The organism is Pseudomonas sp. FP1762 (assembly GCF_030687105.1).
In the GTDB taxonomy this organism is placed as follows: domain Bacteria; phylum Pseudomonadota; class Gammaproteobacteria; order Pseudomonadales; family Pseudomonadaceae; genus Aquipseudomonas; species Aquipseudomonas siliginis.
In genome coordinates this window covers 5435965-5458405 of record NZ_CP117458.1, presented here as the reverse complement: position 1 = coordinate 5458405, position 22441 = coordinate 5435965, and the positions used below count along the sequence as shown (strand labels likewise).

Annotated in this window: 21 protein-coding genes; 13 read left to right on the top strand and 8 right to left on the bottom strand. The window is 60.9% G+C overall.

All coding sequences use genetic code 11. The features are described from left to right. Positions 1-164: 164 nt before the first annotated feature. The 3 genes from PSH90_RS24440 to PSH90_RS24430 form a co-directional block, all read right to left on the bottom strand. A complete protein-coding gene (locus tag PSH90_RS24440; protein ID WP_305381657.1) occupies positions 165-1523 on the bottom strand; it encodes a hypothetical protein in 1359 nt (452 codons plus the stop codon). A 104-nt stretch (positions 1524-1627) separates the two neighbouring features. Next, positions 1628-2113: an Hcp family type VI secretion system effector gene (locus PSH90_RS24435; RefSeq protein WP_095181378.1), complete on the bottom strand. Its 486-nt coding sequence runs from the start codon at positions 2111-2113 to the stop codon at positions 1628-1630. Between the two features lie 159 nt (positions 2114-2272). After that, positions 2273-3313, bottom strand: a complete 1041-nt coding sequence (locus PSH90_RS24430) for a low specificity L-threonine aldolase (protein WP_016772826.1) — start codon at positions 3311-3313, stop codon at positions 2273-2275. Between the two features lie 126 nt (positions 3314-3439). On the opposite strand from PSH90_RS24430, the gene PSH90_RS24425 reads away from it, so the two are divergent. The 8 genes from PSH90_RS24425 (at position 3440) to fdhA (ending at position 13541) form a co-directional block, all read left to right on the top strand. After that, complete coding sequence (locus tag PSH90_RS24425; protein ID WP_305381655.1) at positions 3440-4147, top strand: TraX family protein; 708 nt, start codon at positions 3440-3442, stop codon at positions 4145-4147. Positions 4148-4434: 287 nt separating this feature from the next. Next, positions 4435-5688 (top strand): serine hydroxymethyltransferase, encoded by a 1254-nt coding sequence (gene glyA, locus PSH90_RS24420; protein WP_024014589.1) that lies wholly within the window; start codon positions 4435-4437, stop codon positions 5686-5688. Between the two features lie 21 nt (positions 5689-5709). Beyond that, positions 5710-6960: a sarcosine oxidase subunit beta gene (locus PSH90_RS24415; RefSeq protein WP_016772829.1), complete on the top strand. Its 1251-nt coding sequence runs from the start codon at positions 5710-5712 to the stop codon at positions 6958-6960. A 14-nt stretch (positions 6961-6974) separates the two neighbouring features. After that, positions 6975-7304, top strand: coding sequence for a sarcosine oxidase subunit delta (locus PSH90_RS24410; RefSeq protein ID WP_016772830.1), 330 nt, complete (start codon positions 6975-6977; stop codon positions 7302-7304). Further along, positions 7301-10318 carry a sarcosine oxidase subunit alpha gene (locus tag PSH90_RS24405; protein WP_056786556.1) on the top strand — a complete coding sequence of 1006 codons (3018 nt, stop codon included), beginning with the start codon at positions 7301-7303 and terminating at the stop codon, positions 10316-10318. Before PSH90_RS24410 ends, PSH90_RS24405 begins: the two co-directional genes overlap by 4 nt. Positions 10319-10460: 142 nt before the next feature. Further along, positions 10461-11093: a sarcosine oxidase subunit gamma gene (locus PSH90_RS24400; RefSeq protein ID WP_305381654.1), complete on the top strand. Its 633-nt coding sequence runs from the start codon at positions 10461-10463 to the stop codon at positions 11091-11093. A gap of 216 nt (positions 11094-11309) precedes the next feature. Beyond that, positions 11310-12167: a formyltetrahydrofolate deformylase gene (gene purU, locus PSH90_RS24395; protein ID WP_039757644.1), complete on the top strand. Its 858-nt coding sequence runs from the start codon at positions 11310-11312 to the stop codon at positions 12165-12167. Positions 12168-12341: 174 nt separating this feature from the next. Further along, positions 12342-13541 carry a formaldehyde dehydrogenase, glutathione-independent gene (gene fdhA / locus PSH90_RS24390; protein WP_016772834.1) on the top strand — a complete coding sequence of 400 codons (1200 nt, stop codon included), beginning with the start codon at positions 12342-12344 and terminating at the stop codon, positions 13539-13541. Between the two features lie 62 nt (positions 13542-13603). Here fdhA and PSH90_RS24385 read toward each other — a convergent pair whose 3' ends face one another. Continuing rightward, the gene (locus PSH90_RS24385) at positions 13604-13912 is read right to left on the bottom strand and encodes a hypothetical protein (protein WP_056786558.1); all 309 of its coding nucleotides are present in this window, start codon (positions 13910-13912) and stop codon (positions 13604-13606) included. A 282-nt stretch (positions 13913-14194) separates the two neighbouring features. Here PSH90_RS24385 and PSH90_RS24380 point away from each other — a divergent pair, with 282 nt between their 5' ends. Beyond that, positions 14195-14752, top strand: coding sequence for a DUF2780 domain-containing protein (locus PSH90_RS24380; RefSeq protein ID WP_016772837.1), 558 nt, complete (start codon positions 14195-14197; stop codon positions 14750-14752). Between the two features lies 1 nt (position 14753). Here PSH90_RS24380 and PSH90_RS24375 read toward each other — a convergent pair whose 3' ends face one another. Continuing rightward, positions 14754-15641: an acyltransferase gene (locus PSH90_RS24375; protein ID WP_252882790.1), complete on the bottom strand. Its 888-nt coding sequence runs from the start codon at positions 15639-15641 to the stop codon at positions 14754-14756. A gap of 279 nt (positions 15642-15920) precedes the next feature. Between PSH90_RS24375 and PSH90_RS24370 the strand changes: the two genes are divergently transcribed. The 4 genes from PSH90_RS24370 to creD all read left to right on the top strand — a co-directional run bounded on the left by PSH90_RS24370 (position 15921) and on the right by creD (position 20095). Beyond that, positions 15921-16427 carry an ATP-dependent zinc protease gene (locus PSH90_RS24370; RefSeq protein WP_041476742.1) on the top strand — a complete coding sequence of 169 codons (507 nt, stop codon included), beginning with the start codon at positions 15921-15923 and terminating at the stop codon, positions 16425-16427. Positions 16428-16496: 69 nt separating this feature from the next. Then, the gene (creB, locus tag PSH90_RS24365) at positions 16497-17177 is read left to right on the top strand and encodes a two-component system response regulator CreB (RefSeq protein ID WP_252877021.1); all 681 of its coding nucleotides are present in this window, start codon (positions 16497-16499) and stop codon (positions 17175-17177) included. Then, positions 17177-18595, top strand: coding sequence for a two-component system sensor histidine kinase CreC (gene creC, locus PSH90_RS24360; protein ID WP_305381653.1), 1419 nt, complete (start codon positions 17177-17179; stop codon positions 18593-18595). The genes creB and creC overlap by 1 nt, the downstream gene beginning before the upstream one ends. A 132-nt stretch (positions 18596-18727) precedes the next feature. Next, complete coding sequence (gene creD / locus PSH90_RS24355; RefSeq protein WP_252884935.1) at positions 18728-20095, top strand: cell envelope integrity protein CreD; 1368 nt, start codon at positions 18728-18730, stop codon at positions 20093-20095. 199 nt (positions 20096-20294) lie between these two features. Here creD and PSH90_RS24350 read toward each other — a convergent pair whose 3' ends face one another. The 3 genes from PSH90_RS24350 to PSH90_RS24340 form a co-directional block, all read right to left on the bottom strand. Further along, entirely contained in the window at positions 20295-20924 is a 630-nt protein-coding gene (locus tag PSH90_RS24350; protein ID WP_305381652.1) for a glutathione S-transferase, read from the bottom strand. 163 nt (positions 20925-21087) lie between these two features. Beyond that, on the bottom strand, positions 21088-21267 hold the full coding sequence (locus tag PSH90_RS24345) for a hypothetical protein (protein WP_041476738.1): 180 nt from the start codon (positions 21265-21267) through the stop codon (positions 21088-21090). Continuing rightward, the gene (locus PSH90_RS24340) at positions 21264-22394 is read right to left on the bottom strand and encodes a PepSY domain-containing protein (RefSeq protein ID WP_056786577.1); all 1131 of its coding nucleotides are present in this window, start codon (positions 22392-22394) and stop codon (positions 21264-21266) included. The genes PSH90_RS24345 and PSH90_RS24340 overlap by 4 nt, the downstream gene beginning before the upstream one ends. Between the last annotated feature and the right edge of the window lie 47 nt (positions 22395-22441).

Here is a 22441-nt window from a genome sequence, read left to right as displayed (position 1 = left end):
TTTTCAAACCTGCTGCCACAAACATGACATTTGAAAAGCGTCTTTTTATTTTTGGCACTGCATGTTTTGCATATTTTTGTTCGTGGTTTCATAAAGAAAGACGCTATTTGGTTCTGCTTGGAGTGTTCGCTGGTTTTATATTTGGAAATGTTTGGTCAGGCGACTTATCGAGAATCTTGGTAAATTATCTCAGCAGCATCTTCGCCCAATGTTTCACCTATTATTACCGCTGCAAGAGATCCGACGCCCACCGCTACTGCACCGCAGACCAAGGTGCCAACTCCTCCTGTCGGAACGCCTATTCCCAGACAAATTTTCGCTGCTAGTGGCGCAGTCAAGAGGCGACTGCTGATTGCTCCTCCAACCATGCCACCCATAAAGCTTCCGGTTTCCGTGAATTTCACCTTTTCACACGCCTCGGTATTCCCATGCAGGCACACATCCTGCATCTTCAAGGCCGAGGCGCCACCGCCTACTGCTGTGCCGATCCAGCCGCCATATTTGACGTACTGTGACGCTTGGCTGATAGCCCGAATATGTGTGGCATAACCTGGGTTCTGGCCGATGCCGCCAGCCTTTCTCCAGCGGTGCACAAGGTGAGGATGATCGATGCCGAGAGCGGTCTTGAGGCTCGGGTGATCCGGGAGACCAATGCTTTGCCGCGTGAACCGGTTGAGATGGACGTCCAGTTTTTCCAGCAACTGCGCACGTTGTTTTTTGAACGGCTTCGAGTTCAGGCTGCCTTTTGCGTCCAGCGTATGAACATGCAGCTTCTCAAGATCCGCGAGGACATTTTTTATGCCATCCAGATGATTGGCCGCCATGGCCGTGACGACCCCGATCACTTTTGATTCATAGGCGAGTGCGGTCTGGATCACGCCATAGTGCTGCGCCATGAAATCCGCTTCTTCCACGGTCAGCGGTTCCAGCGTCGCACTGACGAAACGCGCGGTCTGCATCAGCAATGCTTCCTCGTATGTGCATTGCTGATTGTCAGGGTCGCTCAGCACGATCATCGAACCGGCTTTAATCATGTCCGGGGTCGGATTCAAACTTCTGAATCTGGCGATGACATTCGGGTTGGCGGAGGGGAGCAGTTGTGCCTCAAGCTTCTCGGCGACAATGCTTTTCGGCACGATGTAAAAACCCGGCTCCGATGGGGCCGGACGATCTTGCGGCCAGTGCTCGCTGGGGAAGAACTTCAAGTCGTTGATGGGGTGAGGGCTGCGCGCGGTGCTGCTGTTATTAACGCGCGCCACCCTGAGGTTCTGCTGATGAATCGCGCGCAGCAACCTGTCTGGATCGGAGCGCGAGGCAGGCTGCCTGAGCATCGATAACGGGCGTTTTTTCACCGCTTCAGGAACGGCACCTTTGGTGCCGCGTACCAGAACTCTGGATTGGTTCAGAAGATGACGCTGTTCCTGTGCAAAGGCGTCAAGGCCCATGTCCGCTGAAAGGCGGCCGCTGGCGACATCATCGACAATGCCCTTGGCGAAGCGCGCGACCTCCTGATTGAACTGCACGCGCGCACTGCCGAATGCCAGATGACGTGAGCCGACTGTCTGTGCCTGTGCGAGCAGCTTGCCGGCAACGTGTCGAACGTCGCTGAGACCATGGCGCCGATCGCTCAACCTTCTTCGCCCCACGAGGCATGGCCGCTGGTCCCGGCGAGGTGATGCACCCAGCTGATGCCACGATAACGAATGGCGACCTGCTCCTGAGGTTCCGCGTCGTTGTGCAGAATGACGTGGGGCATATCCAGGTTCAGTTCGGTTAGCACCGCACCGTCGATCGAGACAGAAAAGTATTTTTCCTGCTGACCCTGAGGGGAGGTTCGGTAGAAGTTGATCTTGCAGTCGATCTCTTCACGGTTGGCCAGTGCCTGGGCCAGCAGCGGTGAAGATTTGTCGACGACTTTGGTGACAATGACCGGCGCGTGGGTGGCTCGGTGAGAGTTGTCGAGGTTGGCGAGGTTGTGGCTGTACGACAGCACCATGATTTGATCGGTGTGTGCCGCCTGATATCTGTTGCCGACCGAATCAGGCGTTGAGCAGCCTGCCGAAATCAGCCCTTGGGTCTTGCCCATGATCGTCATGTAGCCGGGAATTGCCATCGCGTGCGCTCCTTGAATCGGGAGCGGGCAGTCTATGGCGGGATTTTCGTGCTTTCTGTAGGCCTTGGTGTAGTCCTATTCTGAAAATGCAGGTCTGCGACGCGCAGCCGCTGGGTTGCATTCCCGTGCTGAGCATGGGAATGCAACTAGGGAGGGGAATCAGGCCGACATGACCTCGCGAATATCGCGCGCCAGTTCGCGCACGCGTTCTTCTTCGGTGTCCCAGGAGCACATGAAACGTGCGCCGCCCTTGCCGATGAAGGTATAGAAACGCCAGTTCTTTGCAGTCAACGCAGCGATGGCCGGTTCCGAGAGTTGCAGGAACACTCCATTGGCCTGCACCGGGAACATCAGTTCGACGCCGGGGATGTCGCTGACCAGTTCTGCCAGCAGTTGCGCGCAGTGGTTGGCGTGGCGGGCGTATTTGAGCCAGGCGTCATTTTCCAGAATGCCGACCCACGGTGCCGACAGAAAGCGCATCTTCGACGCCAGTTGCCCGGCCTGCTTGCAGCGGTAGTCGAAGTCTTCGGCCAGTTTGTGGTTGAAGAACAGGATCGCTTCACCCACCGCCATGCCGTTTTTCGTGCCGCCGAAGCACAGCACATCAACGCCGGCTTTCCAGGTCAGATCGGCGGGCGAGCAGCCGAGGAATGCGCAGGCGTTGGAGAACCGCGCGCCGTCCATGTGCAGGTGCAGGCCCAGTTCTTTGCAGGTGGCGCTGATGGCGCGGACTTCTTCCGGGGTGTAGACACTGCCGACTTCGGTGGCTTGAGTCAGGGTCACCACGCGCGGTTTCGGATAATGGATGTCCTGACGCTTGAGCGCGACTTCACGGATCGATTGCGGGGTGATCTTGCCGTTTTCAGTGCCGGCGATCAGCAGCTTCGAGCCGTTGGAGAAGAATTCCGGAGCGCCGCATTCGTCGGTTTCGACGTGGGCGGTTTCCGAGCAGATCACGCTGTGGTAACTCTGGCACAGCGACGACAGGGCCAGCGAGTTGGCGGCGGTGCCGTTGAAGGCGAAGAACACTTCGCAGTCGGTTTCGAAAAGTTTGCGGAAATGATCGGCCGCGCGGGCGGTCCATTCATCGTCGCCATAAGCGCGCTGGTGGCCGTGGTTGGCCTGTTCCATGGCAGCCCAGGCTTCCGGGCAGATCCCGGAATAGTTGTCGCTGGCGAATTGTTGGCTCTTGTCGGTCATGGCCGGCTTCCGTAATCGAGACTCTTGTGAAGGCTCGTGGTCAATGAGGATGCGCACTTTACCGAAGATCTTCCGGGGAGCACATGCGATGTCGGGTGGGGAAAATTACCAGTTTATGGGCCGATTATGCACCTGAGCCAACGCGACGGTGCCCTGGATCTGCTGAAGTGGCTGGCGTTGCTGAGCATGTTGCTCGATCACCTGCGATATGTCGGCTTCTTCGCCGACTGGCTTTATGTGCCCGGTCGCCTGGCATTTCCGTGGTTTTGCCTGGCGATGGCGGCGAATCTGGCTCGGGACGGTTCGCGCAAGATGGAATGGCGCTATCTGGGCTGGCTGGTGCTGTTCAGCGCCATCAGCGAAATCCCTTATCGCTTTTATATCCCCGACCCTGACACGTTCAACGTGATGCCGACGCTGGCGCTGGGCCTGCTGGTGGCGCGCGGCTGGCAGGATTCAGCATCGGTGGCGCGATTGCTCGCACTGGCCGCGCTGGTGGTTGCGGCGGTTTTTTCAGAACGACTGATGTTCGGTTTCCTCGGCGTCTTGTTGCCATTGGCGATGCTGCTGGTGTTCCGCCGACCCTGGTTCAGCCTGTTGCCGGGGCTGGTGTGTCTGGCGGCGAACCAATGGCAGGTGCTGCTCGAATCGGCGCGGTTCGGCAACAGCGTGGCGATTCTTGGTCTGGCGACGTGTCTGTTTGCGCCGATGCTGGGAATGTTCTTGTTGCGACATGGGCGACATCTGCAGCCACCACCGATGCGGCGCTGGGCATATGCGCTGTATCCCGCGCATTTCCTCCTGCTGCTCGCCATCCGCCAAATCATCGCCTGACCCCTGTGGGAGCGAGCCGGCTCCGGGCGGCGTTCCGACGAAAGCGGTCTGCCAGTCAACTTCTATGTCGGATGTGCCGGCCTCTTCGCGAGCAGGCTCGCTCCCACAGGGGATCTGCGGCGTTTCGAAGAGGTCATTTCCAGCCATGTCGTAAACGCACCTTTGCGTGGCGCGCGCAGGCATTTGAGCTGTCTGTGCCGGTCATACCATCGCATCAAAGGGCACTGCCATCATTGCCAGTGCCTTACCGAGACGAATGGCGCACAGATGCCGCTGGGAGAGACGCGATGTTCAGCAAGCAAGACCAGATCCAGGGTTACGACGATGCACTGCTGGCGGCGATGAATGCCGAGGAGCAACGTCAGGAAGATCACATCGAGCTGATCGCGTCGGAGAACTACACCAGCAAGCGCGTCATGCAGGCGCAAGGCAGCGGCCTCACCAACAAATACGCCGAAGGCTATCCGGGCAAGCGCTACTACGGTGGCTGCGAGCATGTGGACAAGGTCGAAGCGCTGGCCATCGAACGCGCCAAGCAACTGTTCGGCGCCGATTACGCCAACGTCCAGCCGCACTCCGGCTCCTCGGCCAACAGCGCCGTGTACCTGGCGCTGATCCAACCGGGCGACACTATCCTCGGCATGAGCCTGGCCCACGGCGGTCACCTGACCCACGGCGCCAAAGTGTCGTCCTCGGGCAAGCTCTACAACGCCGTGCAGTACGGCATCAACACCGACACCGGACTGATCGACTACGACGAAGTCGAGCGTCTGGCCGTCGAGTGCAAACCGAAAATGATCGTTGCCGGTTTCTCCGCTTACTCAAAGACTCTGGACTTCCCGCGCTTCCGTCAGATCGCCGACAAGGTCGGTGCGCTGCTGTTCGTCGACATGGCCCACGTCGCCGGTCTGGTTGCTGCCGGCCTGTACCCGAACCCGCTGCCGTACGCCGACGTGGTCACCACCACCACGCACAAGACCCTGCGCGGTCCGCGTGGCGGGCTGATCCTGGCCAAGTCCAACGAAGAGATCGAGAAGAAGCTCAACGCCGCCGTTTTTCCCGGTGCCCAGGGCGGTCCGCTGATGCACGTCATCGCCGGTAAAGCGGTGTGCTTCAAGGAAGCGCTGGAGCCTGGCTTCAAGGCCTATCAGCAACAAGTGATCGACAACGCCCAGGCGATGGCCAGCGTGTTCATCAAGCGTGGCTACGATGTTGTGTCCGGCGGTACCGACAACCACTTGTTCCTGGTCAGCCTGATCCGTCAGGGCCTGACCGGCAAGGACGCCGACGCCGCGCTGGGCCGTGCCCACATCACCGTGAACAAGAACGCCGTGCCGAACGACCCGCAGTCGCCGTTCGTGACCTCGGGCCTGCGCATCGGCACCCCGGCGGTGACCACGCGCGGCTTCAAGGTCAGCCAGTGCGAAACCCTCGCCGGCTGGATCTGCGACATCCTCGACAACCTCGGCGACGCCGATGTCGAGGCCAATGTCGCCCAGCAGGTCTCGGCCCTGTGCGCAGACTTCCCGGTTTATCGCTGAGTCGGTTTTGGAGTAATGACTATGCAACGCTATTCCGGCTTCGGCCTGTTCAAACACTCGCTCAGCCACCACGAAAACTGGCAGCGCATGTGGCGCACGCCCACCCCGAAAAAAGTCTACGACGTGGTCATCGTCGGCGGCGGCGGGCACGGCCTGGCGACGGCCTACTATCTGGCCAAGGAGCACGGCATCACCAATGTCGCCGTGGTCGAGAAGGGCTGGCTGGGCGGCGGTAACACCGCGCGCAACACCACCATCGTGCGTTCCAACTACCTGTGGGACGAGTCGGCGCACCTCTACGAACACGCGATGAAATTGTGGGAAGGCCTGTCGCAGGATCTCAACTACAACGTGATGTTCTCCCAGCGCGGCGTCTACAACCTGTGCCACACCCTGCAGGACATCCGTGATTCGGAGCGTCGGGTCAGCGCCAACCGCCTCAACGGCGTCGACGGCGAACTGCTCGACGCTAAGCAGGTTGCGGACGAAATTCCGTACCTGGACTGCTCGAAAAACACCCGCTACCCGATCATGGGCGCGACCGTGCAGCGTCGCGGCGGCGTCGCCCGACACGATGCCGTGGCCTGGGGCTTCGCGCGTGCCGCCGATGCCTTGGGCGTGGACCTGATCCAGCAGACCGAAGTGATCGGCTTCCGCAAGGAAAACGGCGTGTGCATCGGCGTCGAAACCAACAAGGGTTTCATCGGCGCCAAGCGCGTCGGCGTGGTGACGGCCGGTAACTCCGGGCACATGGCCAAGCTTGCCGGTTTCCGCCTGCCGATCGAATCCCACCCGCTGCAAGCGCTGGTGTCCGAGCCGATCAAGCCGATTATCGACAGCGTGATCATGTCCAACGCCGTACACGGTTACATCAGCCAGTCCGACAAGGGCGACCTGGTGATCGGCGCCGGTATCGACGGCTACAACGGCTACGGCCAGCGTGGTTCGTACCCGGTAATCGAACACACCATCCAGGCCATCGTCGAGATGTTCCCGGTGTTGTCCCGCGTACGCATGAACCGCCAGTGGGGCGGCATCGTCGACACCACCCCGGACGCCTGCCCGATCATTTCCAAGACGCCGGTACCGAACATGTTCTTCAACTGCGGTTGGGGCACCGGCGGCTTCAAGGCCACACCGGGTTCGGGCAACGTGTTTGCCGCGAGTCTGGCCAAGGGTGAAATGCACCCGCTGGCCGCACCGTTTTCCATCGACCGTTTCCACAACGGCGCGCTCATCGACGAACACGGCGCTGCTGCCGTCGCCCACTAACAGGAGAAATCCCTATGTTGCACATCTTCTGTCCTCACTGCGGCGAACTGCGCTCCGAAGAGGAATTCCATGCATCCGGTCAGGCGCACATCCCGCGTCCGCTGGATCCGAACGCCTGCACCGATGAAGAGTGGGGCGACTACATGTTCTTCCGCGATAACCCGCGCGGTCTGCACCACGAGTTGTGGGACCACGTTGCCGGTTGCCGCCAGTACTTCAACGTCACCCGCGATACCGTGACCTACGAGATTCTCGAGAGCTACAAGATCGGCGAAAAGCCGCAATTCACCGACAAGGCTGGCACTGCGAAAACAGCCACGACGGCGCTGGGAGAGAAGGTATGAGCCAGACCAATCGCCTGTCCAACGGTGGACGGATCGACCGCAACAAAGTGCTGAGCTTCACCTTCAACGGCCAGACCTACAAAGGCTATGAAGGCGACTCGCTGGCTGCTGCACTGATTGCCAACGGCGTCGATATCATCGGCCGCAGCTTCAAGTATTCGCGTCCTCGCGGCATCTTCGCGGCCGGTTCCGAAGAACCGAACGCCGTGCTGCAGATCGGTGCCACCGAAGCCACGCAGATTCCCAACGTGCGCGCCACGCAACAGGCGTTGTATCAGGGCCTGGTCGCCACCAGCACCAATGGCTGGCCGAGCGTCAACAACGACATGATGGGGATTCTCGGCAAGGTCGGCGGCAAGCTGATGCCGCCGGGTTTCTACTACAAAACCTTCATGTACCCGCAATCGTTCTGGATGACTTACGAGAAGTACATCCGCAAGGCTGCCGGCCTCGGCCGTTCGCCGACCGAGAACGATCCGGACACCTACGACTACATGAACCAGCACTGCGACGTGCTGATCGTCGGTGCCGGCCCGGCCGGTCTCGCCGCAGCCCTGGCCGCTGCGCGCAGCGGTGCCCGCGTGATTCTGGCCGATGAGCAGGAAGAGTTCGGCGGCAGCCTGCTCGACTCGCGCGAAAGCCTCGACGGCAAACCGGCGATGGAATGGGTCGCCAGTGTCATCGCTGAATTGAAGAACACTCCGGACGTGCTGCTGTTGCCGCGCGCCACGGTCAACGGTTACCACGACCACAACTTCCTGACCATTCACGAACGCCTCACCGATCACCTTGGTGACCGCGCGCCAATCGGTCAGGTGCGGCAGCGCATCCACCGTGTCCGCGCCAAGCGCGTGGTGCTGGCGACCGGCGCCCACGAGCGTCCGCTGGTGTACGGCAACAACGACGTGCCGGGCAACATGCTCGCTGGCGCGGTGTCGACTTACGTGCGTCGTTATGGCGTAGCGCCGGGCAAAAAACTGGTGCTGTCGACCAACAACGATCACGCCTATCGCGTCGCTCTGGATTGGCTCGATGCCAGTCTGCCAGTCGTCGCCATCGCCGACGCGCGCAGCAATCCGCGCGGTGCATTGGTCGAAGAAGCGCGCGCCAAAGGCATTCGCATCCTCACCGGCAGCGCCGTCATCGAAGTGCGTGGCAGCAAGCGTGTGACCGCTGCCCGCGTCGCCGCGATTGACGTAAAGGCCCACGCCGTGACCAGTCCGGGCGAATGGCTCGACTGCGACCTGGTGGCCAGCTCCGGTGGTTACAGCCCGGTGGTTCACTTGGCTTCGCACCTCGGTGGCAAACCGGTCTGGCGCGAAGACATTCTCGGTTTCGTACCGGGCGAAGCACCGCAGAAGCGCGTGTGCGTCGGTGGCATCAATGGCGTCTACGCGCTCGGCGATTCGCTGGCCGACGGTTTTGAAGGTGGCGTGCGCGCTGCTGCCGAAGCCGGTTTCCAGACCGTCGAAGGCGTGTTGCCGAAAGCCCTGAGCCGTCTCGAAGAGCCGACCCTGGCGCTGTTCCAGGTGCCGCACGAGAAGAACTCGGCGCGTGCACCGAAGCAATTCGTCGACTTCCAGAACGATGTCACCGCCGGTGGTATCGAATTGGCGACCCGGGAAGGTTTCGAGTCGGTCGAGCACGTCAAACGCTACACCGCGCTGGGCTTCGGCACCGATCAGGGCAAGCTCGGCAACGTCAACGGTCTGGCCATTGCCGCCCGTTCGCTGAACGTGACCATCCCGCAGATGGGCACCACCATGTTCCGTCCGAACTACACGCCGGTGACCTTCGGCGCCGTGGCCGGTCGACATTGCGGGCACATCTTCGAACCGGTGCGCTACACCGCGCTGCATGCCTGGCATGTGAAGAACGGCGCCGAGTTTGAAGACGTCGGTCAGTGGAAGCGTCCCTGGTACTTCCCGAAAAACGGTGAAGACCTGCACGCGGCGGTCAAGCGCGAATGCAAAGCCGTGCGCGACAGCGTTGGCCTGCTCGATGCTTCGACCCTCGGCAAGATCGACATTCAAGGCCCGGATGCCCGCGAGTTTCTCAACCGCGTGTACACCAACGCCTGGACCAAGCTCGACGTGGGCAAGGCTCGCTACGGTTTGATGTGCAAGGAAGACGGCATGGTCTTCGACGACGGTGTGACGGCTTGCCTGGCCGACAACCATTTCGTCATGACCACCACCACCGGCGGCGCGGCTCGCGTGCTGCAATGGCTGGAGCTGTACCACCAGACCGAATGGCCGGATATGAAGGTGTACTTCACCTCCGTTACCGATCACTGGGCGACCATGACCCTGTCCGGGCCTAACAGCCGCAAGCTGCTCAGCGCCGTGACCGACATTGATCTGAGCAACGAAGCGTTCCCGTTCATGACCTGGAAAGAAGGTCTGGTCGGCGACGTGCCGGCGCGGGTGTTCCGTATCTCGTTCACTGGTGAGCTGTCGTACGAAGTCAACGTGCAGGCCGATTATGCGATGGGCGTGCTGGAGAAAATCGTCGAGGCCGGCAAGCAGTACAACCTGACCCCGTACGGCACCGAAACCATGCACGTGCTGCGGGCCGAGAAGGGCTTCATCATCGTCGGCCAGGACACCGACGGCTCGATGACCCCGGACGACCTGAACATGGGCTGGTGTGTCGGTCGCACCAAACCGTTCTCGTGGATCGGCCAGCGCGGCATGAACCGCGAAGATTGCGTGAAAGACCAGCGCAAGCAACTGGTGGGCCTCAAGCCGATCGATCCGACCAAATGGCTGCCGGAAGGTGCGCAGCTGGTGTTCAACACCAAACAGGCGATCCCGATGACCATGGTCGGCCACGTGACCTCCAGCTACGCGCACAACTCCCTCGGTTATTCGTTTGCCATGGGTGTGGTCAAGGGCGGTCTCAAGCGCATGGGCGAGCGGGTGTTCGCACCGCTGGCCGATGGCAGCGTGATCGAGGCGGAAATCGTTTCTTCGGTGTTCTTCGATCCGAAGGGTGATCGGCAGAACATCTGACAACCTCGGGAGCGGTGGGCGGGCGGCTATTCGCGAGCAGGCTCGCTCCCACATTCGATCGCGTTCCCCTGTGGGAGCGAGCCTGCTCGCGAAGGCGGCGGCACAGCAACCACAGGAACCAACAGAATTCAGAAGGTGCTTTATGACCACAGCCAATGTTTACCAACAACGCCCGACCACTGGCGCCAAGGCCGAATCGTCGCTGCACCATGCCGACCTCGCCAGCCTGGTCGGCAAGGGCCGCAAGAACGCCGGCGTGATCGTGCGGGAAAAGAAACTCCTCGGCCACCTGACCATTCGTGGTGATGGTCACGATGCCGCGTTCGCTGCCGGTGTGCACAAGGCGCTTGGCATTGAATTGCCCGGTGCGCTGAGCGTAATCGTCAAAGGCGAAACCAGCCTGCAATGGATGGGCCCGGACGAGTGGCTGCTGATCGTGCCAAGCGGTGAGGAATTCGCCGCCGAGCAGAAACTGCGCGAAGCGCTGGGCGATCTGCACATTGCCATCGTCAACGTCAGCGGCGGCCAGCAGATTCTCGAATTAAGCGGCCCGAACGTGCGTCAGGTGCTGATGAAGTCGACCAGCTACGACGTGCACCCGAACAACTTCCCGGTCGGCAAAGCGGTGGGCACGGTGTTCGCCAAGTCGCAGTTGATGATCCGTCATACGGCGGAAGACACCTGGGAATTGCTGATCCGTCGCAGCTTCTCGGATTACTGGTGGTTGTGGTTGCAGGATGCTTCGGCCCAGTACGGGCTGAGCGTTCAGGCCTGAAGATCAAAAGCCACCCCCTCACCCCAGCCCTCTCCCCCTGAGGGGGAGAGGGGGAAAGGGAGCAGATTTGTGTGTTTTTCGAGCCTGAGTTCGACGCGCTATTTCAGGTCGGCGTAGCTCGAAAGAACACCTCGGTCAGTCCCCTCTCCCTCTGGGAGAGGGCTAGGGTGAGGGAAAAACCTGACACCCCGCACAACGAACAGGAGTCACCGCACCATGAGCCGCGCCCCAGACACATGGATTCTGACCGCCGACTGCCCCAGCGTCCTCGGCACGGTGGACGCGGTCACGCGTTTTCTGTTCGAGCAGGGCTGTTATGTCACCGAGCACCACTCGTTCGATGACCGCCTCTCGGGGCGTTTCTTCATTCGCGTGGAATTTCGTCAGCCCGACGGCTTCGACGAACAATCCTTCCGCGCCGGGCTGGCCGAGCGCGGGCAGGCGTTCGGCATGCTCTTCGAACTGACCGCACCGAACTACCGGCCGAAAGTGGTGATCATGGTCTCCAAGGCCGATCACTGCCTCAACGACTTGCTCTATCGCCAGCGCATCGGCCAGTTGTCGATGGACGTCGCGGCGGTGGTGTCCAACCATCCGGATCTCAAGCCGTTGGCCGACTGGCACCAGATTCCCTACTACCATTTCCCTCTCGACCCCAACGACAAACCGGCGCAGGAGCGTCAGGTCTGGCAGGTGATCGAAGAGGCCGGTGCCGAACTGGTGATCCTTGCCCGCTACATGCAGGTGCTGTCGCCGGAGCTGTGCCGCAAGCTCGACGGCAAGGCGATCAACATTCATCACTCGCTGTTGCCGGGCTTCAAGGGCGCCAAGCCTTATCACCAGGCTTACAACAAGGGCGTGAAACTGGTGGGCGCGACGGCGCATTACATCAACAACGACCTCGATGAAGGGCCGATCATCGCCCAGGGCGTCGAGGCGGTGGATCACAGCCATTACCCCGAGGATCTGATTGCCAAAGGGCGGGATATCGAAGGCCTGACCTTGGCGCGGGCGGTTGGGTATCACATCGAAAGACGAGTTTTTTTGAACGCCAACAGAACCGTCGTTCTCTAGATCGCTTTCGCGAGCAGGCTCGCTCCCACAGGGTATGCATTCCAATGTGGGAGCGAGCCTGCTCGCGAAGGGGCCGTAACAAACAACGCAAGACCAACAAGCAATACCCGAGCACTCAACGCGCTGCCCAACCGGGGCAACGCAGTTCCATAAAAACAACAGCGAGGTGAAAGCATGTCTGGCAATCGTGGTGTGGTGTATCTCGGCGCTGGCAAGGTCGAAGTACAGAAAATCGACTATCCGAAAATGCAGGACCCGCGTGGTCGCAAGATCGAGCACGGGGTCATTCTCAAAGTGGTTTCCACCAACATCTGCGGCTCCGACCAGCACATGGTGCGCGGCCGGACCACGGCGCAGACCGGTCTGGTGCTGGGTCACGAAATCACCGGCGAGGTGATCGAAAAGGGCTCCGACGTCGAAAACCTGAAGATCGGCGATCTGGTCTCCGTACCGTTCAACGTAGCTTGCGGGCGCTGCCGTTCCTGCAAGGAGCAACACACCGGCGTCTGCCTGACTGTCAACCCGGCCCGTGCCGGCGGCGCATACGGTTACGTCGACATGGGCGACTGGACCGGTGGCCAGGCCGAATACGTGCTGGTGCCGTACGCCGACTTCAACCTGCTGAAACTGCCGGATCGCGACAAGGCCATGGAGAAAATCCGCGACCTGACCTGCCTCTCCGACATCCTCCCGACCGGCTATCACGGCGCTGTTACTGCCGGTGTTGGCCCGGGCAGCTCTGTGTACATCGCCGGCGCCGGTCCGGTCGGCCTGGCCGCTGCCGCTTCCGCACGTTTGCTCGGTGCGGCAGTGGTGATCGTCGGCGACGTCAACACCATCCGCCTGGCCCACGCCAAGGCGCAGGGCTTTGAGGTCGTCGACCTGTCCAAAGACACCCCGCTGCACGAACAGATCGCCGCGCTGCTGGGCGAGCCGGAAGTCGATTGCGCGGTGGACTGCGTTGGCTTTGAAGCACGCGGCCACGGCCACGACGGCGTCAAGGCCGAAGCCCCGGCCACGGTGCTCAACTCACTGATGGGCGTGGTGCGCGTTGCCGGCAAGATCGGTATCCCCGGCCTGTACGTCACCGAAGATCCGGGCGCCGTCGACGCTGCCGCGAAAATGGGCAGCCTGAGCATCCGCTTCGGCCTGGGCTGGGCCAAATCCCACAGCTTCCACACCGGCCAGACTCCAGTGATGAAGTACAACCGCCAGTTGATGCAGGCGATCATGTGGGACCGCATCAACATTGCCGAAGTGGTCGGCGTGCAAGTGATCAGCCTCGATCAGGCGCCGGAAGGTTACGGCGAGTTCGATGCGGGTGTGCCGAAGAAGTTTGTGATTGATCCGCATAAGTTGTTCAGTGCGGCGTAAGTTCTACCCATGTAAGAAGGGCAGCCGATCGGGCTGCCCTTTTTTGTTCTGAACACGACCAGTTATTTAAAGGCGCATTTGCGGGCGTCACCATCCTTGGTTGCACACTCATCACCGTTCCAATTGCTACCGGTGGCTTGAACCGGAGTGTCGTTTCTGTAGCCAGCCGAGACGCCAAGGTCTGCCTCACCTTCGTATCGGCAGATGACAACTGAATTAGCAGTGTCTTTATCTTTAAGTCGGGCAGAAGTGAAGGTTACATCTTCGGCGCCTTGCGCATGAGTCACTGATATCGTTGGGCAGGTTGCAGCATAGGCAGTACTCATCATGGTCAGACCAAGCAGGGCGCCAGTGACAATTTTCAACTTCATCTTTTCGTACTCCGTTACGTAATTGGAGTGGAGATATTCACTTGCATCGTTATGACTGCCAACTGTCAGATCTGACAGTTGGTTAGTTCCAATCGAAATAAATAGTCGGGTTTTCAGTGTGAAGTCGAATAGTGAAGTGGCTATTCAACGATTGAACAATTCATTTAGGTGAGTGCGTAGAGAAGGGGATGCGCCGCGAGGAACATGCCGCCCAATACCCGGTCAAATCGGCAGTTTCGTCGCCGTTGTCCGGTGGCAGCTTTTCCACAAGAGGATGTCTGAATGAAGATTTCACGCGGTTTTGCCCTGGCATCGCTCCTGACTCTGGCGGCCGGGCCGGTGTTTGCCGGGTTCAGTTTGAACGACGTGGCCGGTGCGGTAGCGGGGATGCAGGGTGGTGACAAGGCGGCCGCTGCGGCGCCGACCTCGGAGACCGCTGGTTTGTTGAGTGCGCTGAGTGCGCTGGACGTCACGCCGGAGCAGGCTGTTGGCGGTACCAGTGCGATGCTCGGGCTGGCGAAGAATCAGTTGAGCAGCACCGACTACTCGCAACTGGCCAAGGAAGTGCCGGGCATCGACAAACTGTCCGGTGGCAGCGGCAATCTGGCGGCGCTCGGGGCTTTGCTCGGTTCGTCCGGCAAGTCCGCAGGTCTTGAAAATGCGCTGGGCAATGTCAAAGACACTAACGACCTGAACAACGCGTTCAGCGCGCTGGGCATGGACAGCGGCATGATCGGCCAGTTTGCCCCGGTGTTGCTGCAATATCTCGGTCAGCAGGGCGTCGGTGGTTCGCTGTTGAGCAGCCTGGGCAGCATCTGGGGCACCGGCACCGGCACTTGAGTCAGCCGCGCTCGTTGCGCAGCTCGACGATGCGCTGATCCTTCTCGGTCCAGAGCTGGTTGACCCAGTTCTGGACGTGTTGGCGAAAGGCCGGATCCTTCTCGTAATCGCCCTGCCACAGCGTCGGGTCGAGTTCGCGGGTCCTGATGTCGATGATCACTCGCGGCACGTTGCCGCTGATCAGGTCCCAGAAGCCCGGGATTTTTTCCTGCGGATACACCACCGTCACATCGAGCATCGCATCGAGTTGTTCACCCATCGCCGCCAGCACGAACGCCACGCCGCCGGCTTTGGGTTTGAGCAAGTGGTTGAACGGTGATTCCTGCTGGGTGCTTTTCGCCAGGGTGTAGCGCGTGCCTTCCAGATAATTCACCACCGTCACCGGCTGGCGCTTGAACAGCTCGCACGCCGCTTTGGTGATTTCCAGATCCTTGCCCGCCAGCTCGGGGTTCTTTGCCAGAAAGGCTTTGGTGTAGCGCTTCATGAACGGGTAATCCAGCGCCCACCACGCCAAGCCGAGGAACGGCACCCAGATCAGCTCTTTCTTCAGGAAGAACTTGAAGAACGGCGTGCGTCGGTTGAGGGTCTGGATCAGTGCTGGAATGTCGACCCACGATTGATGGTTGCTGACCACCAGATAGGACGTGTCGCGGCGCAGATCGTCGCCGCCGCGAATGTCCCATTGCGTCGGGATGCACAGCCGGAAGATCAGCTTGTCGATCTCGGCCCAGGTCTCGGCAATCCACATCACCGCCCCCGATGCGTAATCCCGCCAGCGCCCGGGTGCGACCAGTTTGAGCAGGGCAAACACCATCAATGGCCCGATCAGGACCAGGGTGTTGAGCAACAGCAGCAGGGTGACGAAACAGCCGGTGAGCAGGCGGCGCATAAGCAACTCTATGAAGTGGCAGGGGCGAGCCATGATAAGCAGCTTCGCGCGACAGGCCAAATCGGCGCTGACGAATGTTTCACTTTTCGCCGGGTATGCTTCGCTCAAGATTGGATCTGAATGCACTGGCCTCTTCGCGAGCAGGCTCGCTCCCACAGGGCAATGCATTTCAATGTGGGAGCGAGCCTGCTCGCGAAGGGGGCCGAGAAGCGAACGAATAACTTGGTGCGTGTCTAAAATCCCAGTTTGCCGCCCTCAATTTCCAAGGAAGCCCCTTACGTGAAATCCCTCCTTGCTCTGTTTGCCCTCGTCGCGCTTCCGGTCATGGCCGCCGAGCCGACGCTGTACGGTCGCTACGAATACATCGCGCTGCCGGAAATCGGTGGCGAAGTGCTCAAGGCCAAGATGGACACCGGCGCGCTGACCGCCTCGCTGTCGGCCAAGGACATCGAGACCTTCACCCGTGATGGCGACGACTGGGTGCGTTTCCGCCTCGCCACCAAGGACGCCAGCAACAAGGTTTTCGAGCACAAGGTCGCGCGGATCAGCAAGATCAAAAGCCGTTCCGACGAGGACGATGAAGAGCGCGACAGCAGCGATGTCGCCAAGCGCCCGGTGGTCGATCTGGAACTGTGCCTGGGCAACGTCAAGCGCACCGTCGAGGTCAATCTGACCGACCGCAGCCACTTCAACTATCCGCTGCTGATCGGCGCCAAGGCTTTGCGTGAGTTCGGCGCGGCGGTCAACCCGGCACGGCGTTACACCGCCGACAAGCCTGACTGCTAAGTGGTCTGATTGACGTAACCCCGGGCTTGGGGCACCGTTCGCGCACTAACTGCCACGGGCTCGGACGCCATGCCGCACATCCTGATTGTCGAAGACGAAGCGGCGATTGCCGACACACTGATTTTTGCCTTGCAGGGCGAGGGGTTCAGCACCACGTGGCTGAACCTCGGCGCGGCGGCGCTGGAGCATCAGCGGCAAACCCCGTCCGACCTGATCATTCTCGATATCGGTCTGCCGGACATCAGTGGCTTCGAGACCTGCAAGCAATTGCGGCGCTTCACGGAAGTGCCGGTGCTGTTTCTCAGCGCCCGCGACGCCGAGATCGACCGCGTGGTGGGTCTGGAGATCGGTGCCGACGATTACGTGGTCAAGCCGTTCAGCCCGCGTGAAGTGGCAGCGCGGGTCAAAGCCATCCTCAAACGCATGGCGCCGCGCGCAACCCTGGAAGCAGGCTCAACGCTGTTTCGCATCGATGCCGAACGCGTACAGATCAGCTATCGCGGCCAGCCGCTGAGCCTGACCCGCCATGAATTCCGCTTGTTGCAATGCTTGCTCGAACAACCCGAGCGGGTGTTCAGCCGCGAGCAATTGCTCGATGCGCTGGGCGTAGCGGCCGATGCCGGTTACGAGCGCAGCATCGACAGCCACATCAAAAGCCTGCGCGCCAAGTTGCGCCTGGTGCGCGCCGAGGCCGAGCCGATCCAGACCCATCGCGGCCTCGGTTACAGCTACAGCCCGGGGCACAGCTGATGTCGCTGGGGCTGCGGATTTTTCTGGTGTACGTGCTGTTTGTCGGCCTGACCGGCTATTTCGTCCTCAACACGGTGATGGAAGAAATCCGCCCCGGCGTGCGTCAGTCCACCGAAGAGACGCTGGTGGACACCGCCAACCTGATGGCAGAAATCCTGCGCGACGATTTCAAGGCCGGCACCCTCAGCGAGAACCGCTGGCCGCAATTGCTCCGCGCCTATGGCGAGCGGCAGCCGCAAGCGACGATCTGGGGTTTGCCGAAAAATCAGGTCAACCACCGCATCTACGTCACCGACGCCAAGGGCATCGTCGTGCTCGACTCCAGCGGCGTCGCGGTCGGCCAGGATTATTCGCGCTGGAACGACGTCTACCTGACCCTGCGTGGCGAGTACGGCGCGCGCTCCAGCCGCAGTGTTCCTGACGATCCGAGCTCGTCGGTGATGCACGTCGGTGCGCCGATCCGCGACAACGGCAAGATCATCGGCGTGGTCACCGTGGCCAAGCCCAACAGTTCGTTGCAACCCTACGTCGATCGCACCGAGCGGCGCTTGCTGTTTTACGGCGCCGGACTGATCGGCCTCGGTCTGCTGTTCGGCGCCTTGCTCTCATGGTGGCTCAGCCGCGCGCTGCACCGTTTGACCGGTTATGCCCAAGCGGTCAGCGAAGGCCGGCGCGTGGAAGTGCCGCATTATCGCGGCGGCGAACTGGAGCAACTGGCGACTGCGGTCGAGCAGATGCGCACGCAGCTCGAAGGCAAGGCCTACGTCGAGCGTTATGTGCACACCCTGACCCATGAATTGAAAAGTCCGCTGGCGGCGATCCGGGGTGCGGCGGAGTTGCTGCAAAGCGAGATGCCGGCCGTCCAGCGTTTGCGCTTTGTCAGCAACATCGACAGCGAAAGCGCGCGGATGCAGCAGCTGATCGAGCGCCTGCTCAACCTGGCGCAAGTCGAACAGCGCCAAGGGCTGGAAGAACGGGTGGCAGTGCCGCTGGCGCTGTTGGTCGCAGAACTGCTCAAGGCGCAGGCCGCGCGGATCGAGGGCAAACAACTGCGCGTCGAGCAAGCGATCGGCGAGGATCTGCTGTTGATTGGCGAGCCGTTTCTGCTGCGCCAGGCGTTGGGCAACCTGCTGGAAAACGCGCTTGATTTCACTCCGGCGCAGGGCTTGTTGCGCTTGCGTGCCGAGCGGGTTGGCGAGCAGATCGAGTTCCGCCTGTTCAACCAGACCACGCCGATTCCCGATTACGCCTTGCCGCGTCTGACCGAACGCTTCTACTCGTTGCCGCGCCCGGACAGCGGACGCAAGAGCACCGGGCTGGGGCTGAACTTCGTTGAAGAAGTGGTCAAGTTGCATGGCGGGGTGATGCGCATTGGCAATGTCGAGGGCGGGGTTGAGGTGGTATTGCGCTTGCCGTGAGACCCAGTTGCTGCCTTCGCGAGCAGGCTCGCTCCCACAGGAGAATGCATTCTCCACACAATCTCCATATTCCCCCCACACTCCCACCACAGCGCATCCCCAGACTCTTCCCATCCAAACAGGGAGAGTCCCATGAACAAGAATCTGACCATCAAGCTCGGCGCGATTGCCTTGTTGATCCTGCTGTTGCTGATACCGCTGTTGATGATCGACGGCATCATCGACGAACGTCAGCAACTGCGCGACGGTGTGCTCGAAGACATCGCGCGCAGCTCCAGTTACAGCCAGCAGCTGACCGGGCCGGTGATGGTAGTGCCGTATCGCAAGGTGGTGCGCACCTGGAAAACCAACGAGAAAACCAACAAGCGCTACGAGGAGATCGGCGAAGCGCGCGGGCGTTTGTACTTTCTGCCGGAGCGCTTCGAGCTCGACGGGCAAGTACAAACCGAACTGCGCAAACGCGGTATTTACGAGGCGCGGCTGTTCCACGCCGACAATCGTATCGACGGGCATTTTTCCCTGCCGGCGCAGTTGGGCATCAAGGAAAATTTTGCCGATTACCAATTCGACGCGCCGTTCCTCGCCGTCGGTATCAGCGATATTCGCGGCATCGAGAACGCGCTGAAACTCGAGCTCGGCGGCCAGCAACTGGACTTCGTGCCAGGCAGCGAAGTGGCCTGGATCGGCGAGGGTGTACACGTCACTCTGCCGGCGCTGGACGCCAGCAAAGCCACGCAATTGACCTTCGGTTTCGACCTGCGTCTGCAAGGCACCGGCTCGCTGCGTGTGGTGCCGGTGGGCAAGACCAGCAGCGTCAGCCTCGCCGCCAATTGGCCGCACCCCAGCTTCGTCGGCAACTTCCTGCCGGCCAAGCGCGAGATCAACGATCAGGGTTTCAGTGCCGACTGGCAGACCTCGTTTTTCTCCACCAACCTGCAAGAGGCAATGGAGCGCTGCGTCGCTGGTGACTGTGATGCACTCAACGGGCGCAGCTTCGGCGTGAGCTTCATCGATCCTGTGGATCAGTACCTGAAGAGCGACCGGGCGATCAAATACGCGCTGCTGTTTATCGTTCTGACCTTCGCCGGTTTCTTCCTCTTCGAAGTGCTCAAGAGCCTGGCGGTGCACCCGGTGCAATATGCCTTGGTCGGTGTCGCGCTGGCGTTCTTTTACCTGCTGCTGTTGTCGCTGTCGGAACACATCGGGTTTGCGCTGGCGTATCTGTTGTCGGCGAGTGGCTGCGTGTTGCTGATCGGCTTCTATGTCAGCCATGTCTTGCGCAGCGCGCGGCATGGCTTGAGTTTTTCGGCCGGGCTGGCGGCGCTGTATGGCTTGCTGTACGGCTTGCTCAGCGCCGAGGATTACGCGCTGTTGATGGGCTCGCTGATGCTGTTCGGTCTGCTCGGGGTGTTCATGGTGCTGACGCGCAAACTGGACTGGTACGGGATTGGTTTGAAGCCGGCCAAGCCGCTGGAATTTGATGTGGAGGCGATGCAATGAGCGGGTTGAGGGCTGAGCGCAGGGAAGTGGCGGTTCTGCTGACGCTGATTGTTGCAGCGCTGCCGCCGGAACCGAGGTGGTGCCATCGCTGGCAAGCCAGCTCCCACAGGATATATGCCGACACACAGGTCAGCGGTCTGTCCCGATTCAATGTGGGAGCTGGCTTGCCAGCGATGGGGGCAGATCAGGCGCCGCAGAATCAGGGCTGGGGCATTGTCGCCACCATGGACGGTCGCTGACTCACTTCAAAATACCAGTTGGCCAGTTGCGGATTGGCTGCACGCCAGTCCATGTCCGGGAAGCGCAGATCCAGATAGCCCAGTGCGCAGGCCACGCTGATCGCCGCGACATCGAAATGGCTGGTCAGCTCGGCAATCGCTTCGTTCTCGAGCACGGCGAGGGCGCGGCGGATCTTGTCGCGCTGGGCGTCGAGCCATTCGTCCCAGTGTTTTTCCACCGGGCGCAGGACAGTTTCATAACGCACCATCACCGAGGCATCCATGATCCCGTCAGCCATCGACGCCAGGGTCAGGCGCCGCCAGCGCGCCGCACCTTCACGGGGGATCAGCGGATTGCCGACGTGCTGCTGATCGAGGTATTCGAGGATGACGCGGCTGTCATGGATGACATTGCCATCGGCCAGACGCAGGGCAGGGATCTTGCTCAGCGGGTTGTCGGCAATCAGCGCCGGGTTCGGGCTGACCGGGCTGAGCACGCAGTCCTGCAGCGCGACACGATCCTGCTGACCGGTTTCGTGCAGCAGCACCATGACTTTGCGGACAAAGGGCGACAGGGTGTTGTGGTACAGGGTCATGCTGGGGGCGGACATGGGCAAGGTCTCGATCAGGACAATGATCGGGCAGCATAGCCTGCTCGCGTCCGGCGCAGAACCCATGTGGGAGCGAGCCTGCTCGCGAAGGCGTCGTGACAGTCGACTTTGATGTTGAATGTCCGGGCGCTTTCGCGAGCAGGCTCGCTCCCACAAGGGATTCTCAGCTTCGCGGCAGAAAACCTTTTATGGCCAGAAATGCCGGCACGCCAAGCCCGACCCAGCTCAACGCATCCCAGATTCCATCCCCCAGCAACGCCGCAAACAGCCCCGCCGCACTGAGCAAGGCGATCACGATCGGTGTGCTGAAAACCTTCCAGAAACTCGACTGACGCGGCTTCATGCCGAGGCCTCCGCCGTTTCCAGAACAGGCTTGGCCGCCTTGCGCCGCACCACCCACAAATACACCCCACTGGCCAACACGATGATCGTCAGCACATCCAGCGTCGCCCAGAGAATCTTCATCGGCATGCCGCCGTAGTCACCAAAGTGCAGTGGCTGCGACATGCCCATGGCGTCCATGTACCACGGCCGTTCGGCCACGGCGGTGACCTGCAAGGTCGTGGCGTCGATCAGCACCGGCGTCAGCAGGTGCGAGGTCAGGTGCGTGCCGCCCTTCATGAATACCGAGTAATGGTGCTCGCTGGAAAAGCGTGTGCCGGGGAAGGCGATGAAATCCGGTTTCATCCCCGGTGCGACTTCCTCGGCGATGTCGAGCAGCCGCGTGGCCGGCGCCAGTTGAGTAAGCGGCGGCGCATCGCGATACGGCGCGATCAGCGTGGTCAACGCGTCGTTGCGCCAGGCAGCGATGAGCAGGTCGGCGCAGGCGCTGATCACTCCGGTCACGCCCACCACCAGGCACCAGGTCAAAGTGACGACGCCGATCAGGTTGTGCAGGTCGAGCCAGCGCAGTCTTGTCGATTTGTCTTGGCGCACGGTTCCGAATTTCAAGCGGCGCATGAACGGCAGGTACAGCACCGTGCCGGACACGATCGCCACGACAAACAACAGACCCATGAACGCCAGCAGCAGCTTGCCCGGCAGCCCGGCGAACATGTCGACGTGCAGACGCAGGATGAACAGCATCAAACCACCGTTGGCCGAAGGGGTTTCCAGCGCTTCGCCAGTGCGCGCATCGAGCATGAAGGTGTGCGAAGAGTTCGGCTCGGTGTCGGCCGTCCTGGCCATGATCGCGAACGCCGCGTTCGGCTCTTCGTCGTCATAACCGAAGTACTGCATGACTTCGCCCGGGCGATGCTTCTGCGCCGCCTCGACCAGTTGCTGCAGGTTGAGTTGCGGCGTGTCGGCCGGCATCTCGCGCAGCTCCGGGGCGTTGCCGAGCAAATGATCGATCTCGTGGCTGAAAATCAGCGGCAGACCGGTCAGCGCCAGCATCAGCAGAAACACCGTGCAGATCAGGCTGGTCCAGGTGTGGATGAACGACCAGCGGCGGATGGTTTTACTTTTCATTGCATGACCTTCAAAAACACCAAAGCCGTCCGGTACGGACGGCCTGG

Bases quoted from the DNA above. Each gene is read 5' to 3' on its own strand.
- PSH90_RS24435 (WP_095181378.1), bottom strand. From the start codon at position 2,113: ATGGCAATTCCCGGCTACATGACGATCATGGGCAAGACCCAAGGGCTG.
- PSH90_RS24430 (WP_016772826.1), bottom strand. From the start codon at position 3,313: ATGACCGACAAGAGCCAACAATTCGCCAGCGACAACTATTCCGGGATC.
- PSH90_RS24425 (WP_305381655.1), top strand. From the start codon at position 3,440: ATGCACCTGAGCCAACGCGACGGTGCCCTGGATCTGCTGAAGTGGCTG.
- glyA (WP_024014589.1), top strand. From the start codon at position 4,435: ATGTTCAGCAAGCAAGACCAGATCCAGGGTTACGACGATGCACTGCTG.
- PSH90_RS24415 (WP_016772829.1), top strand. From the start codon at position 5,710: ATGCAACGCTATTCCGGCTTCGGCCTGTTCAAACACTCGCTCAGCCAC.
- PSH90_RS24410 (WP_016772830.1), top strand. From the start codon at position 6,975: ATGTTGCACATCTTCTGTCCTCACTGCGGCGAACTGCGCTCCGAAGAG.
- PSH90_RS24405 (WP_056786556.1), top strand. From the start codon at position 7,301: ATGAGCCAGACCAATCGCCTGTCCAACGGTGGACGGATCGACCGCAAC.
- PSH90_RS24400 (WP_305381654.1), top strand. From the start codon at position 10,461: ATGACCACAGCCAATGTTTACCAACAACGCCCGACCACTGGCGCCAAG.
- purU (WP_039757644.1), top strand. From the start codon at position 11,310: ATGAGCCGCGCCCCAGACACATGGATTCTGACCGCCGACTGCCCCAGC.
- fdhA (WP_016772834.1), top strand. From the start codon at position 12,342: ATGTCTGGCAATCGTGGTGTGGTGTATCTCGGCGCTGGCAAGGTCGAA.
- PSH90_RS24385 (WP_056786558.1), bottom strand. From the start codon at position 13,912: ATGAAGTTGAAAATTGTCACTGGCGCCCTGCTTGGTCTGACCATGATG.
- PSH90_RS24380 (WP_016772837.1), top strand. From the start codon at position 14,195: ATGAAGATTTCACGCGGTTTTGCCCTGGCATCGCTCCTGACTCTGGCG.
- PSH90_RS24375 (WP_252882790.1), bottom strand. From the start codon at position 15,641: ATGCGCCGCCTGCTCACCGGCTGTTTCGTCACCCTGCTGCTGTTGCTC.
- creB (WP_252877021.1), top strand. From the start codon at position 16,497: ATGCCGCACATCCTGATTGTCGAAGACGAAGCGGCGATTGCCGACACA.
- creC (WP_305381653.1), top strand. From the start codon at position 17,177: ATGTCGCTGGGGCTGCGGATTTTTCTGGTGTACGTGCTGTTTGTCGGC.
- creD (WP_252884935.1), top strand. From the start codon at position 18,728: ATGAACAAGAATCTGACCATCAAGCTCGGCGCGATTGCCTTGTTGATC.
- PSH90_RS24350 (WP_305381652.1), bottom strand. From the start codon at position 20,924: ATGTCCGCCCCCAGCATGACCCTGTACCACAACACCCTGTCGCCCTTT.
- PSH90_RS24345 (WP_041476738.1), bottom strand. From the start codon at position 21,267: ATGAAGCCGCGTCAGTCGAGTTTCTGGAAGGTTTTCAGCACACCGATC.
- PSH90_RS24340 (WP_056786577.1), bottom strand. From the start codon at position 22,394: ATGAAAAGTAAAACCATCCGCCGCTGGTCGTTCATCCACACCTGGACC.